Here is a 12,921-nt window from a genome sequence, read left to right on the forward strand (position 1 = left end):
CTTGGTTGCCCTTATCCGACCGATGCCCGTCCCTGTCAAAGGCCCGGCTTGTGGGCGACGACGTGGAAATATTCGTGTTCGGCCGATGCCACCGCACCGATCGACTTGCCATCGAGATCAAGCAGCAGCACCGGCATGGCAAAGCCCGCGTCGGCAAGCTGCGACTGCACCTGCGCCGGCGTCGTCGCATAGACCATGACGCCGAAATCATGAGCGCCATGCAGCAGGATCGCATGTTCGCCATCTCGCTCCTCGAGCGGCCTTAGCCGACGCTGGCGCAGCGTGCCGGAAATGCGGCCTTCGACATAGCGCAGGGTTCGCAGCCCGAGCCGCACCGGATTGGACGTCCATTCCAGCCGGCGATAGTCGACGCGGTGATCGAAGCCACCCCAGCCGCGGTGGAAGGTCGAAAAGACGAAAGCACCGCCCGAAACAAGAACGCGCGCCACCTCGTTCAGGATGGTTAGCCTCCCCGCCGCATCGACGGAATCGATGCCGTTGTAGCTGAAGACGATCATATCGAAGCTGGCATCTCGAAATGCTGAGAGATCGCGAGCGTCCATATGCTCGAAACGAAGGTCTGGATGGTTCTTTCGGCAAAGCTCGACCATCTCCGGCGTGTAGTCGACGCCGATGTAATCGCTTGCGAAACCACGCAAGAGTTGGGCGGTGCGGCCCCCGCCGACACCGATATCGAGAATGCGCCCCCTGCCCGTCTGCGGGGCAGCGATAGTAAAGGCGGTGCGCTCGCCTTCATTGAGATAGCCGCTGCTGCGGCGATAGTCGCGCAAGGCCCAGGGATTACGCCAGGTCTGCCGGTTAATACTTTCCATGACATGCATAGCCGGACTCCAACAAGAAAATGAACATTCATTGTTCAATTCCCCCTTGGCGCCCCCAATGATCTATACAACAGCTATACTGAACATGCAGCCTGCCAAGGCTGAGTTAACCTCCAACTGATCCAGTAATCATCTATTAAGGTTAATATCCGCGAAGGCCGTAGATGACGGCGCAGGAGCCGCTATCCGAGTTCCAGCGTCGTGACGCCGAACACACGATCGAGCGGGATTGCCGGCGCCTGGCCGCGATACATGCGCGCCGTCTCGAAGACCGGTAACAGACCGCAATTTTCCGCGAGCCTGATCGCCTGGACATTATCGACCGGTACATCCAGATAGACCGGAGCGCCCTTGGTCTTTGCCAGCAGCTTGCTCATCAACGCAAGCGCGACCTCCGGCTTGTTGGCGAACAGCGGACCGATCTTGTAACCCTCGAAACAGCGGCGGATCGTGCCATAGCCGCGAACCCTGCTGCCACCGCCAACGATGAAGGATGCGCGCCTTTCGGGAGCACCGCACCAGGCCCGGATGAAGGAATGACGCAGGCCAGGGAAGATTTCCGCATCATAGTGCACCAGCCCATCGAGCTTGCCATCAGCAACCGGCACCACCTGCTTTGCCTGCTGTTCATCCACCTCGGGCACTTTGGGGATGCCGCCATACCGCAGCGTCCGATAGGCCATCTCGAAACCGTGCCGCCGGTAGTTTTCCTGTTGCGCGACGACGCCATCCAGCCCGACGGTGCGATTGCCGGCAAGCATCATGCCCTTGTTCCAAAGCTGCTTGCCATATCCCCGCCCACGATACTCGGGATGAAGCATGTAAAGGCCAAGAAAAGCGAAAGCCTCGCCATAGCGGACGACAGAGATACAGCCGATAGGCACCTCGCCGATGGCGCCGATCAGAAAGCCGGACGGGTCCGCCTCCCAGAAGGCAAGCGCATCGTCAATACCGGGATTCCAGCCCTCTTGCCGAGCCCATTCCAGAGCAAGCTCCAGCTCGCCAGCCCGCATTGTCCGCACGGCAAAAGTCGATTTCATGCAATAGTCCCGAACCGCCCACTACACCGTCACCCCGCAGAGCGACCGCGCCCAATTCATCATGTGGCAACATGCTACCAATCACAAGCAATAGGCAATCATAAGCTTAAAGTACAAAGGCTTCGTTTCACTTGAGAAAAGAGGCAAACGCGCCAATAGCACAACAGGAAAACAAACAAGCTTTTGTGACACTTCTGTCGCAATTCTCCTAAACCGGGCATCGCATATAGGCGTCACCCACGATCCTGTGTATAAGCGCAGACGATCGCCCATGCCGCCTTTGCGTTTCGACGCGAAGCCCGGCGCCAGCAAAAGGATTGAAATTTCATGCGCATCACGATGATCGGCTCGGGTTATGTGGGGCTCGTATCGGGTGTTTGCTTTGCCGATTTCGGCCATGATGTCATTTGCGTCGACAAGGACACGAGCAAGATCGAAGCGCTGCGGCGCGGCGAAATACCGATCTTCGAACCGGGCCTCGAGCAGCTCGTTGCAGACAATGTCCGCGCCGGCCGCCTCTCCTTTACTACGGAGGTAGAGGCCAGCGTTGCCGCCAGCGACGTCGTCTTCATCGCCGTCGGCACGCCTTCACGCCGCGGCGACGGCCATGCCGACCTCTCCTACGTCTATGCCGCCGCTCGCGAAATTGCCGAGCACGTCAAGGGCTTCACCGTCATCGTGACCAAGTCGACCGTGCCTGTCGGCACTGGTGACGAGGTCGAACGCATCGTGCGTGAAACCAATCCGGATGCCGATGTCGCCATCGTCTCCAACCCAGAATTCCTGCGCGAAGGCGCCGCCATCGAGGACTTCAAGCGTCCTGACCGCATCGTCATCGGCCTCAACGACGAACGCGCCCGCGGCGTCATGACCGAAGTCTACCGGCCGCTCTACCTCAACCAGGCGCCGCTGCTCTTTACCTCCCGCCGGACGTCCGAACTCATCAAATACGCCGCCAACGCCTTCCTCGCCATGAAGATCACCTTCATCAACGAGATGGCCGATCTCTGCGAGAAGGTCGGCGCCAATGTGCAGGAGGTCTCGCGCGGCATCGGCCTCGACGGCCGCATTGGCTCAAAGTTCCTGCATGCGGGTCCCGGCTACGGCGGCTCCTGTTTCCCGAAGGACACGCTGGCGCTCGCCAAGACGGCGCAGGATTACGACAGCCCCGTGCGCCTGATCGAAACGACCGTGTCGATCAACGACAACCGCAAGCGCGCCATGGGCCGCAAGGTAGTCACGGCCATGGGCGGCGATATCCGAGGCAAGTCGGTCGCAGTCCTCGGCCTGACCTTCAAGCCAAACACCGACGACATGCGCGACAGCCCGGCAATCTCCATCATTCAGACGCTGCAGGATGCCGGCGCCACCGTGACGGGCTACGATCCGGAAGGCATGGAGAATGCCCGTCTGGTGATCGACAACATCGCCTATGCCGAGGATGCCTATGGCGCTGCCCGCGACGCCGACGCGCTCGTCATCGTGACAGAATGGAACCAATTCCGCGCACTCGACTTTGCCCGGCTGAAGTCCGTCATGAAGGCGCCAGTCCTCGTCGACCTCAGAAACATCTATCGCCATGACGAGGTCACAAAGCACGGCTTTGCCTATACAAGCGTCGGCAGACCCTCGAGCGACGACACACTTTAGGGCGTCTACGCATTCCGAACGGAAAACCGCTGCGCACTTTTCCTGGAAATGCTTTAAGCAAAGGCCGATCAATGCGTTACCTCATCACCGGCACCGCCGGCTTCATCGGATTCCACCTTGCCAAGCGCCTGCTTGACGAGGGTCATTTCGTCGTCGGCTTCGACGGCATGACGCCCTATTATGACATCAAGCTCAAGGAGAAGCGCACCGCAATCCTCGCACGCTCCAACGGCTTCAAGGCCGTGACGGGCATGCTGGAGGACAAGGCGGCGCTGGATCATGCGGCCGAACTTGCCGAACCCGACGTGATCGTCCACCTCGCCGCCCAGGCCGGCGTGCGCTACAGCCTCGAAAATCCGCGTTCCTACGTCGATTCCAACCTCGTCGGCTCGTTCAACATCCTGGAACTGGCGAGAAACCTGCAGCCGAAGCACCTGCTGCTGGCCTCAACCTCGTCTGTCTACGGCGCCAACGAAAAGATCCCCTTTGCCGAAAGCGACAAGGCCGACGAGCAGATGACGATCTATGCGGCCACCAAGAAGAGCATGGAGTTGATGGCCCACAGCTACGCCCATCTCTTCAATGTGCCGACGACTGCCTTCCGCTTCTTCACGGTCTACGGCCCCTGGGGCCGCCCGGACATGGCTCTCTTCAAGTTCGTGGACGCCATCCGCAATGACAGGCCGATCGAAATCTACGGCGAAGGCAAGATGAGCCGCGATTTCACCTATATCGACGATCTCGTCGAAGGCATCGTCCGCCTCATCGGTGTCGTGCCGTCGGAGGAAAACCGCATCATATCGGAGACGATCATCGACACACTGTCGAAAAACGCCCCCTTCCGGGTGGTCAACATCGGCGGCGGACAGCCCGTAGGACTCATGACCTTCGTCGAGACCATCGAGACGATGCTCGGCAAGAAGGCGATCCGCAAGATGCTGCCGATGCAGCCCGGCGACGTCCACAACACCTATGCCGTTCCGGACCTGCTGGTGGCGCTGACTGGCTTCAAACCGCAGATCGAAGTCGACGAAGGCGTAAAGCGCTTTGTCGAGTGGTATCAGGAAAATTACTGAGAAATGCCGCCAAGGGCGGCTCCCTGCACTGAACAGGGCATCGCCATCAAATCGGCACTTGCCATGATTGCTTGATCTTCTGCATCGGAATTTCGGTCTTGATGTTCCTGACCCCTTTGATGCGGCCGAGATGTTCCATCTGGAACCGCCTATATCCCTCCAGATCCGGCGCGACGACCCGTAGAAGAAAATCGCAGTCGCCCGCCATCAGATGGCACTCGACCACCTGCGACAGCTTTTCCGCCGCCTCATAGAACGCCGTCGTCGTCTCCTCGTCCTGGCTGGAAAGCCATATGCGGACAAAAACGGTGAAGCCCATATCGAGCTTCGCAGCATCGAGGATAGCAACGTACTGTTTGATGATACCGGCCTCTTCCAGCAGTTTGACCCGTCTCAGACAGGGAGAGGGAGACAAACCCACCTTGGCAGCAAGCTCGGTGTTCTGGATTTTGCCATCCTGCTGCAGAACGCGCAGTATGGCACGATCAAGGGAATCAAGCTTCACTTGGACTTCTCCGCTACGAAATTCACTATTGTTGGCACGCTATGCCAATCTTTGAGAATTTTGACGGTAAAACGCAACCAAAATCGCGGGTTACTGCGCTATTGTCCGCCCTTCAACGCCGCCAATGCCAAAGGCGACAACATTTCGAGATCAGAAGGTTTTGCAGGTGACGGACTATGCTTCCGGTGATGCCAGTATCCGATCCCAAAGAGGCTCGGAAGGATGGCGAGGCTTCAGGGATTCGATACCGGTGATGTTGGGCTTCGTGCCCTTCGCACTCGTGCTCGGAGCACAGGCGACCGCCAAAGGCTTCAGCGCCGCGGAGGTGCCCCTGATGACGGGATTGAACTTCGGCGGCGGGTCGGAATTCGCAGCCGTCGAGCTGTGGACGTCTCCCCCGCACATCCTGCTGATTGTCGCGATCACATTTCTGATCAACAGCCGCCATCTCCTGATGGGCGCGGCGCTCGCCCCCTTCATCCGCCACTTCTCGAAGAGAAAAGCGCTGACGGCTTTGTTTTTCATGTGCGATGAGAGCTGGGCAATAGGCCTGGCCGACGCGAAGAAGTCCGGCGGGAGCTTGAGCCCTGGCTATTTCTTCGGCGTTGCTCTCGGCCTCTATTTCAGCTGGATCATCTTCACGACCATAGGCGCACTCGTAGGCCCCGTTCTCGGCGATGTCACGCGATACGGGTTTGATATGGCTTTCCCCGCCGTATTTCTCGTGATGCTTGCCGGGATGTGGAAAGGCACCAGGGCTGCCCTTCCCTGGCTGGTCAGCCTGTTGGTTGCGGCGACCACATACCTCGTACTTCCGGGGGCGTGGTATGTTCCCGCCGGGGCACTCTCCGGTGTCTTCTCTGCATTTCTGTTGGCGCGAACCGATGCTTGATCCTTTATATGTCAGCGCCATCGTCTGCATGGCGATGGTCACGTACCTTACGCGTGTCGGAGGGTATCTCTTCCTGCGCAACCGGACCCTCAGCCCTCGTTTGCGGACCGTCATGGAGAACGCCCCGGGCTGCGTCCTGATTACGGTCATCGCACCGGACTTCGTCACCGGGCGGCCAGCAGATCTGATCGCCCTTTTCATCACGATGTTGGCGGCAACCCGATTGCCCGTGCTGCCGACCGTGGTAATCGCTATTGCTTCGGCGGGCATCCTTCGACACATGCTGGCCTGACACCGGCACTCTTTAGGTGATGTGAACAATGAAAGAATTCGTGGAAGAGGAACATTGGATAGAGAGTCCTGCCGGACGTCTCTACGCCGCCTCATGGACACCACGCGCCCCGACCACTGGGCACCCGATCATCCTGTTTCATGACTCACTCGGATGCGTCACGCTCTGGAGGGATTTTCCGAGGCAACTCGCGCATTCCCTTAATCGCCGCGTGATCGCCTATGATCGACTGGGCTTCGGCCGGTCCGATGCCCGCAAGGACATTTTGCAGCAGAACTTCATTGCGCTAGAGGCCGAGCAGGTCGTGCCGTTGCTGTGCCAGCAATTCTCCATTCGAGAGTTCATCGCCTGCGGGCACAGCGTCGGCGGCGGCATGGCGGTCGAAACGGCAGCGCGCTTTAGCCAGCGCTGCCAGGCGGTCATCACAATTGCCGCTCAGGCTTTCGTCGAGGAGAGGACCCTGGAGGGCATCAGAGCTGCACAAGGGGAATTCGCGTCGGCGGAGACCTTCGCCCGGCTTGCCAAATATCACGGCAGCAAGACCGATTGGGTGTTGCATGCGTGGATCGACACCTGGCTTGCTCCTGAACGCGCCGAGTGGACTCTCGATCCGGCCCTTGAAAAGCTGCATTGCCCGGTACTTGCCATTCATGGAGAGCGTGACGAGTATGGCTCCGAAGCTCATCCACACCGTATCGCTGCAGAGCGCGGATCGGTCTATATCCTCCCGGATACCGGCCATTCTCCGCATCGCGCACACCCAGCCCTGGTCATAAAGGCGATCGAGAACTTTCTGGCGTGAAACGACGGGAAAGCCGGCTTACTCGGCCTGACCCGCAGGATGATAGGCTCGGTCGAAATAGATGAGCCCCTGGCCGCTGTTGCGTTGGCGGATCGCGTCGACCTCGCAGAACAGGATATCATGTGTCCCGCCATCGGCCTGTCGGACAATGCGGCAATCGAACGAGACGAGAGCATCTTCAAGCGCCGGCGCGCCAGTCGACAATTCAGACCATGCGGCAGCGGCAAAGCGCTCCGCAACCGGGGTCTTGCCGCCGAAAAGCCGCGACAGATCCTGATGCGCCTCCGACAGGACATTGACACAGAGCACGCCGTTTTGCGTGACGGCGGGATGAACGGAAGCGCCTCGATTGAGACAGACGAGCAAGGTCGGCGGACTGTCGGTGACGCTGCAGACGGCGGTCGCGGCAAAGCCGGCAAGTCCGGCCGGGCCATTGGTCGTGACGATATTCACCGCCGCCGCCATGCGCGCCATCGCATTGCGAAACTCGGTGCGCGCGATATCGGGATCGGCCACAGGCACCGCCTTCTCGATTGCCACGGAGGTTTTCATGTTCATCGCACTGTCCCCTAACTCGCGCCGGTCAACCCACACTATCGACGGGGAGGATGCTCCTCAAGAAACGACATTTTGCGGAAGTGGTCCTTCGCGAGCAATTAATTTTCTATAAAATCTATCAACAAAAAGAAAAATAGACCGTCCCCGGATTCGAAGCGGCCACGACATGCTGAAGCACACGTCAGGTCCGGGTGGAGATCAGGAGGAACATCGGCCGTTCGCGCTCGATCGCCCAATCCGGATGAGCAGCGAGATCCTCATCGCTTGGAGACCATTCCTCGACATGGCCGATGGTAAAGCCGGACCCGATCAGGAGGTTGAGTGTCGTGCCCATGGTGCGGTGCTGCTTGACGACACCCTCGGCAAGCCAGTTCGTCACCCGCGGCCCTTCGATCTGATAGGCGCTGAGCGGCCAGATATGACCTCCCTCGGCATCATCGAGCCATGCCGGTTGCCGTGGCGCCATGTAGATCGGATGCTCGATCGAAAAGATCAGCCGGCCGCCGGGCTTCAGTGCCTGACGGATCGTCGCCAGCAATCCGGCAAAACCCTCGATATAGTGGAAGGCGAGCGAACTGTAGATGAGATCGAAACCAACCTTGGGAAGCTGGAGCCTCTCCAGATCGGCTAGATCATAGCGAACACGCGCATCCGTCGTCTCCGCGCGGGCACGTTCCAGCATTTTCTCGGAGACATCGAGCCCCAACACGCTGGCCGCCCCCTGCTCGGCCGCCCAACGGCAGAACCAGCCAAAACCGCAACCGAGATCGACAACATCGAGACCCTTCATGGCAGGCATCAAGGCACGGATCGCCGGCCACTCGGCCGCACCCGCCAGCCCGTCGATGGAACGCTGCAGGCGGCTATAGCCTTCGAAGAAACCCGGATCGTCGTAGATATTCTGTGTCATGCTCGTCTTCCATGCCTCTGCACGGCCTGCGATTGGCCGTATCGGCGGTATTTGCTCGTCTCCCCCGCATAGACGATAAGGAGACCGGCGAAGAGCCGGTTACCAGGGGTTCGGCCGGTGCCGATCAAACTGCCGGCTTCGGCCGCGACAGCCATTGCGAGTATGGCTTCACACCGAAACCCGGATCAGCCTCATCCTCAAGCACATGGATGAACTCGATCGAGTGCCCGTCAGGGTCGGAAAAATACTGCGAGATAGCTGGCATCCAACCGATAACGACCGGCTCATCGAGCGGCTCGCCATTGAAGCCCTTCGGCTGAACGCCATGGGCCTTCAAAGTGACGGCGGAGCGAAGGACATCGTCGAGAGAGATTCTGAACGCGATGTGGAGACGCATTCTAAGCGGAGCGCTGCCTGTTTCCCAGAGACCGAGCATGCCCATCCTTTTATCGTCGATCCACAGGAAAGCGACATTCCTGTTCTCGATGACGGTCGCGACCTCCAGCTTCAGGAGGTCGCGATAGAATGCGATCGAGCGCTGGAGATCAGCGACCGTCAGATGCGTCTCGTAAAGCCCCAGAATGCGAGGCATGGACGGATCGGCCGAATGCTCGGGATGACCGCTCGTCATCACATCACCTTCGCCGCCGTGACCTCGACCTCGACCAAAAACTCGGACCGGGTAAACCCGCCGACGATCAGCAGTGTAGAAACCGGTTTAGGATCCTGAATATAGCGGTCCCGCACGGCCATATAGGCGGGAAAATCCTCGCGCGTGGTGACGAACCCGGCGATGCGGATGACATCGGCAAAGCTCATGCCGGCATCGTCAAGGATGGCATTGATTGCCTGGAAGCACAGCTCCGCCTGGGCCGTGACATCATGCGGGATACGGTCGTCAAGACCGATCCCGAGCTGCCCGGAGGTAACCAGAAGGCTGGCGCCCGGCGGCACCAGCAGGCCATGATTGTAATTGCCGAAAGGGCGGCGGACGGATGCGGGATTGAAGACCTTTTTCATCGATTCCGACTCCTGATGACTGAGCCGATTTCAGCATTTTGAGATGAAAGGGGCAAGACGGTCAGTGCGCCCGTGTCGATGTCACCGCGCGATTTCGCCGTACTTCCAGCAGGATATGTCCGAACAGCGCGGCAAGCACGATCGGACCGCCAATGAGTGTCGCCGTCGAAGGGCGCTCGGCAAAGACCATCCAGACCCAGAGCGGCGTCAGCGGTACTTCAAGCGCGGTCAGCAGAGCCGCATCCGAGGCCGGCACCAGCCGCGACCCGAAAGTGTAGAGGCTGAGGCCCATGGCGTTCTGGATAATACCGAAAGCGATGATCAGGCCGAGATCCTGACCGGAGATCGAAAGCGGCGAGGCAAACCAGAAGGTAATGAAGGAACACAGCCAGGCGGAAAGCGCCATGGCCGGCAGCATCGGCACATTGCGATGCTGGCGCATGACGACGGCAAGGCCGGCGACCGTCAGCGTCATGATGGCGGCAAGCCCCTTACCGAGCCAGCTGCCGCCGTCATTCCCATGCCCGGAAAGCATGACGAGCACGCCGATGAAGGCGATGCCGCTGGCAACCAGCGTCCTCATATTGGGACGCTCGCCGATGAAGAGAAAGGCGACACCGGCCGTGACGAAAGGCACGGTCGCATAGATGACCATGGCATCCGCAACCGACGTATAATAGATCGAACCGATGCCGCTGATCATCGAGGCGGTGGAAAAGATCGTCGCCGCCAATGAGGGCCCGCGCATGGACCTCAGGACGCGAAGGGCGTTGCGACGCTCGATATAGAAAAACAGCGCGAACACGCCGAGACCGGAGACGATGCCGCGGCAGAACAGGATAGTCATCAGATCGGCATGGATTGCACGCACAAAGAGACCAGACGTCGACCAGGCGAGCGCCGAAAGCGCCACATAAATCACACCGAGCCTGTATTGTTGCTGTTCCGCCAGCGTCACGATGAAATCCCCCGCCCTATAGCGGCAGAGCATTAGCGGGCGGCAATGATGCCCACAAGCAAAGCTTGCGCCGTTGCGCGTCGCGGATGCCGGAAGATGGCAAGGGTTGCAGGAAGGTCACGCTACACGTTGCTGCAAGCAATCAAGGGGTACCGTCTCCCCGTCGCTGTTGGCAAGATCACATTGATCTTGCACATATTTGCGATCGCTCTACGGTTCTGGCGGCTTCGTCGAAGGAGAATCAATTGCGTCTGCTGTCAGCCACCTTGTTTGCGTGCGGCTGCGTCAGCCTGGTCGACGGTCCGCTTTGGCCGCCGGCGCAAACCTATGTCGACAAGACTGTGCAATGCAGCCAGAGCAGCAATCCCGCCCGCTGCGAACACACCCGCGATAGCTGGAAGGCCGATTACGAAGAAGCCATAGCAGGCGGATACCGAGCACAGAAACATGTCGCTCTATGCCTGAGCACAGGCTGCGATCAGGCAATCCAGCCCGACAAAATGCTCGGCTGCGCCTGGCGCATGGTCATTGCCGAAGCAAGACATGCGCAACCGGACAGCATGGATTTCGCCAATCTCAACCGCTTCTGCGGAACCGATTATATCGACCAAAAGGGAAAACTCTCGGCCGCCTCGCAAGCAAAAGCGATGATACGTCTAATCGGCAAATAGCAGGCCGTGCATCAGAGGTCGTCTGCCGCGCGGCCCGGTGTTTTGCGCAGGTCCTAGGCGTAAGGCGCAAGGAAAGCGCGGATTGCTTCGATCTCGTTGGGCCTGATGTCGTGGCCGCCCGAATGCCATTCGAGCGTGACCTCAGCATCCTGCCTGGTAAAATAATCGGCCAGCGCCTTCGTGACTGGAGCGGGCGCGATCGGGTCACGCTCGCCTGCCGTGATCAGCACCCGCTTGCCCTCCAGCCTCGTATTGTCCTTCGGCTGGAACGGGATCAGCGGATGCATCAATACGGCGGCATCGAAGAGACCCCCATGCTCGATCAGAACATTGGCGAGAATATTCGCACCGTTGGAAAAGCCGAGGCCAAGCACCTGCGATGCGCTGTACTCAGCCGCCAGTTCCGAGACATAGGCCGCCATCTTTTCCGTCGCGCGGGCAAGATCGGCCATGTCATAGACCCCCTCGCCCGTGCGGCGGAAGAAACGCGCCGCACCATATTCCGAGACATCGCCGCGCGGCGAGACAATCGTCGCCTCGGGCAACAGCCGGGCAGCAAAATCGAAGAACTGGTTCTCATCGCCGCCGGTGCCGTGGAACGTGAAGAAAATCGGCTTTCCGGATGCACCGGCCTTCAGCCGGTGCACATAACTCGTATCAGTCATAGACCTTCCTCCGATTAGCCTTCCAGCGGCTCCAGATGTTGCTCGATCAGGCCGCGCAGATGCGCATGCTGCTCGGGTAGTTTCAGCGCTTCACCGAGATGAGCCGTATCCTCGTCGCGGTTGAAGCCGGGTTCGTTGGTTGCGACTTCGAACAGCACGCCGCCTGGCGTGCGGAAGTAGATCGCCCAGAAGTAGTCGCGGTCGATGACCGGGGTCACCTGATAGCCCGTGCCCATCAGCGCCTTGCGCACTTCAAGCTGCTTTGCACGGTTCTCGACGGCAAAGGCGACATGGTGGACGGAGCCCGCACCCGGAAGCGCCCGGTTGATGTTCGGCATGGTCTCGAGATCGACATAGTCGGCACCGTTGCCGCCGGGGATGGCAAGCCGCTTGACGCCTTCATGCGTATCGACGACTTCATAGCCCATATATTTCAGCAGTTCGGCCGTGGCGCCCTCATCCCTGAGCCGCATCGCAACGGAATGAAAGCCTCGAATGGCGTGTTCGGCATCGACGCCGTTATGCGTCCAGGGCAGACGATTGTCGTCCTTGACTTCGACGAGAGCGAAGCCATCGCCATCCGGGCCGGCAAAATGCAGGCGCTTCTGGCCGAAGGATTCGTCGGCCTTCAGGCCTTCGACGCCATGCTGGCCGAGCCGCTCGGTCCAGTAGCCGATGGCGCCTTCCGGAACGGAGTAGACGGTATTGCCGACTTCGCCGGTACCCGGCCGGCCGCGCGCCATCTTCGGGAACGGGAAGTAGGTCATGATCGTGCCGGGCGTACCGACCTCGTCACCATAATAGAGGTGATAGACATCGGGAGCGTCGAAATTCACGGTCTTCTTCACGCGGCGAAGGCCGAGCGTATCCGTGAAGAACTTGTTGTTGGTGCGGGCGTCTTCCGCCATCGAGGTAACGTGGTGAAGACCCTTGATCTGGTTGAGCATCTTAAACCCCTTGTCTCGCCTGCACCGGCAGGCGTTTCTCATGGGCAGAAGATGGTCTCACAGGCGGTGCTCCGATAGCCCTCAAGTGCCAAA

At 59.6% G+C, this 12,921-nt stretch carries 16 protein-coding genes; 6 read left to right on the forward strand and 10 right to left on the reverse strand.

From position 1 onward, the window contains the following. Positions 1 to 35: 35 nt before the first annotated feature. A complete protein-coding gene (locus tag ABOK31_RS11650) occupies positions 36 to 833 on the reverse strand; it encodes a methyltransferase domain-containing protein (RefSeq protein ID WP_234910091.1) in 798 nt (265 codons plus the stop codon). Between the two features lie 191 nt (positions 834 to 1,024). Then, positions 1,025 to 1,882, reverse strand: coding sequence for a GNAT family N-acetyltransferase (locus ABOK31_RS11655; protein WP_349956138.1), 858 nt, complete (start codon positions 1,880 to 1,882; stop codon positions 1,025 to 1,027). 327 nt (positions 1,883 to 2,209) lie between these two features. Here ABOK31_RS11655 and ABOK31_RS11660 point away from each other — a divergent pair, with 327 nt between their 5' ends. Together ABOK31_RS11660 and ABOK31_RS11665 are read left to right on the forward strand one after the other, a co-directional pair. Next, complete coding sequence (locus ABOK31_RS11660; RefSeq protein ID WP_349956139.1) at positions 2,210 to 3,532, forward strand: UDP-glucose/GDP-mannose dehydrogenase family protein; 1,323 nt, start codon at positions 2,210 to 2,212, stop codon at positions 3,530 to 3,532. A gap of 71 nt (positions 3,533 to 3,603) precedes the next feature. Beyond that, positions 3,604 to 4,608, forward strand: a complete 1,005-nt coding sequence (locus tag ABOK31_RS11665) for an NAD-dependent epimerase (RefSeq protein ID WP_349956140.1) — start codon at positions 3,604 to 3,606, stop codon at positions 4,606 to 4,608. A 46-nt stretch (positions 4,609 to 4,654) separates the two neighbouring features. Here ABOK31_RS11665 and ABOK31_RS11670 read toward each other — a convergent pair whose 3' ends face one another. Beyond that, positions 4,655 to 5,113 (reverse strand): Lrp/AsnC family transcriptional regulator, encoded by a 459-nt coding sequence (locus ABOK31_RS11670; RefSeq protein WP_349956141.1) that lies wholly within the window; start codon positions 5,111 to 5,113, stop codon positions 4,655 to 4,657. Positions 5,114 to 5,366: 253 nt separating this feature from the next. Here ABOK31_RS11670 and ABOK31_RS11675 point away from each other — a divergent pair, with 253 nt between their 5' ends. From ABOK31_RS11675 to ABOK31_RS11685, 3 genes are read left to right on the forward strand one after another with little or no spacing between them, the layout of a single operon-like run. Further along, positions 5,367 to 6,005: an AzlC family ABC transporter permease gene (locus ABOK31_RS11675; protein ID WP_349956142.1), complete on the forward strand. Its 639-nt coding sequence runs from the start codon at positions 5,367 to 5,369 to the stop codon at positions 6,003 to 6,005. Continuing rightward, a complete protein-coding gene (locus tag ABOK31_RS11680; protein ID WP_349956143.1) occupies positions 5,998 to 6,297 on the forward strand; it encodes an AzlD family protein in 300 nt (99 codons plus the stop codon). Before ABOK31_RS11675 ends, ABOK31_RS11680 begins: the two co-directional genes overlap by 8 nt. A 28-nt stretch (positions 6,298 to 6,325) precedes the next feature. Continuing rightward, on the forward strand, positions 6,326 to 7,099 hold the full coding sequence (locus ABOK31_RS11685) for an alpha/beta hydrolase (RefSeq protein WP_349956144.1): 774 nt from the start codon (positions 6,326 to 6,328) through the stop codon (positions 7,097 to 7,099). A gap of 18 nt (positions 7,100 to 7,117) precedes the next feature. On the opposite strand, the gene rutF is transcribed toward ABOK31_RS11685, so the two are convergent. The 5 genes from rutF to ABOK31_RS11710 form a co-directional block, all read right to left on the reverse strand. Next, positions 7,118 to 7,657: an NADH-dependent FMN reductase RutF gene (gene rutF, locus ABOK31_RS11690; RefSeq protein WP_174172092.1), complete on the reverse strand. Its 540-nt coding sequence runs from the start codon at positions 7,655 to 7,657 to the stop codon at positions 7,118 to 7,120. A 181-nt stretch (positions 7,658 to 7,838) separates the two neighbouring features. Next, the gene (locus tag ABOK31_RS11695) at positions 7,839 to 8,567 is read right to left on the reverse strand and encodes a class I SAM-dependent methyltransferase (RefSeq protein WP_349956145.1); all 729 of its coding nucleotides are present in this window, start codon (positions 8,565 to 8,567) and stop codon (positions 7,839 to 7,841) included. Between the two features lie 124 nt (positions 8,568 to 8,691). Beyond that, entirely contained in the window at positions 8,692 to 9,198 is a 507-nt protein-coding gene (locus ABOK31_RS11700) for a VOC family protein (RefSeq protein ID WP_349956146.1), read from the reverse strand. After that, complete coding sequence (locus tag ABOK31_RS11705) at positions 9,198 to 9,587, reverse strand: RidA family protein (protein ID WP_349956147.1); 390 nt, start codon at positions 9,585 to 9,587, stop codon at positions 9,198 to 9,200. Before ABOK31_RS11705 ends, ABOK31_RS11700 begins: the two co-directional genes overlap by 1 nt. Positions 9,588 to 9,648: 61 nt before the next feature. Next, on the reverse strand, positions 9,649 to 10,545 hold the full coding sequence (locus ABOK31_RS11710) for a DMT family transporter (protein WP_349956148.1): 897 nt from the start codon (positions 10,543 to 10,545) through the stop codon (positions 9,649 to 9,651). 86 nt (positions 10,546 to 10,631) lie between these two features. Between ABOK31_RS11710 and ABOK31_RS11715 the strand changes: the two genes are divergently transcribed. After that, complete coding sequence (locus ABOK31_RS11715; RefSeq protein ID WP_234910090.1) at positions 10,632 to 11,216, forward strand: hypothetical protein; 585 nt, start codon at positions 10,632 to 10,634, stop codon at positions 11,214 to 11,216. A gap of 53 nt (positions 11,217 to 11,269) precedes the next feature. On the opposite strand, the gene ABOK31_RS11720 is transcribed toward ABOK31_RS11715, so the two are convergent. Both ABOK31_RS11720 and ABOK31_RS11725 read right to left on the reverse strand, forming a co-directional pair. Further along, positions 11,270 to 11,881: an alpha/beta hydrolase gene (locus ABOK31_RS11720; RefSeq protein ID WP_349956149.1), complete on the reverse strand. Its 612-nt coding sequence runs from the start codon at positions 11,879 to 11,881 to the stop codon at positions 11,270 to 11,272. 14 nt (positions 11,882 to 11,895) lie between these two features. Next, positions 11,896 to 12,828: a VOC family protein gene (locus tag ABOK31_RS11725; RefSeq protein ID WP_349956150.1), complete on the reverse strand. Its 933-nt coding sequence runs from the start codon at positions 12,826 to 12,828 to the stop codon at positions 11,896 to 11,898. Positions 12,829 to 12,921: the final 93 nt, after the last annotated feature.

Source organism: Rhizobium sp. ZPR4, from assembly GCF_040215725.1.
GTDB classification, from domain to species: Bacteria; Pseudomonadota; Alphaproteobacteria; order Rhizobiales; family Rhizobiaceae; genus Rhizobium; species Rhizobium rhizogenes_D.

Bases quoted from the DNA above. Each gene is read 5' to 3' on its own strand.
- ABOK31_RS11650 (WP_234910091.1), bottom strand. From the start codon at position 833: ATGGAAAGTATTAACCGGCAGACCTGGCGTAATCCCTGGGCCTTGCGC.
- ABOK31_RS11655 (WP_349956138.1), bottom strand. From the start codon at position 1,882: ATGAAATCGACTTTTGCCGTGCGGACAATGCGGGCTGGCGAGCTGGAG.
- ABOK31_RS11660 (WP_349956139.1), top strand. From the start codon at position 2,210: ATGCGCATCACGATGATCGGCTCGGGTTATGTGGGGCTCGTATCGGGT.
- ABOK31_RS11665 (WP_349956140.1), top strand. From the start codon at position 3,604: ATGCGTTACCTCATCACCGGCACCGCCGGCTTCATCGGATTCCACCTT.
- ABOK31_RS11675 (WP_349956142.1), top strand. From the start codon at position 5,367: ATGTTGGGCTTCGTGCCCTTCGCACTCGTGCTCGGAGCACAGGCGACC.
- ABOK31_RS11680 (WP_349956143.1), top strand. From the start codon at position 5,998: ATGCTTGATCCTTTATATGTCAGCGCCATCGTCTGCATGGCGATGGTC.
- ABOK31_RS11685 (WP_349956144.1), top strand. From the start codon at position 6,326: ATGAAAGAATTCGTGGAAGAGGAACATTGGATAGAGAGTCCTGCCGGA.
- rutF (WP_174172092.1), bottom strand. From the start codon at position 7,657: ATGAACATGAAAACCTCCGTGGCAATCGAGAAGGCGGTGCCTGTGGCC.
- ABOK31_RS11695 (WP_349956145.1), bottom strand. From the start codon at position 8,567: ATGACACAGAATATCTACGACGATCCGGGTTTCTTCGAAGGCTATAGC.
- ABOK31_RS11700 (WP_349956146.1), bottom strand. From the start codon at position 9,198: ATGACGAGCGGTCATCCCGAGCATTCGGCCGATCCGTCCATGCCTCGC.
- ABOK31_RS11705 (WP_349956147.1), bottom strand. From the start codon at position 9,587: ATGAAAAAGGTCTTCAATCCCGCATCCGTCCGCCGCCCTTTCGGCAAT.
- ABOK31_RS11715 (WP_234910090.1), top strand. From the start codon at position 10,632: ATGCCGGAAGATGGCAAGGGTTGCAGGAAGGTCACGCTACACGTTGCT.
- ABOK31_RS11720 (WP_349956149.1), bottom strand. From the start codon at position 11,881: ATGACTGATACGAGTTATGTGCACCGGCTGAAGGCCGGTGCATCCGGA.
- ABOK31_RS11725 (WP_349956150.1), bottom strand. From the start codon at position 12,828: ATGCTCAACCAGATCAAGGGTCTTCACCACGTTACCTCGATGGCGGAA.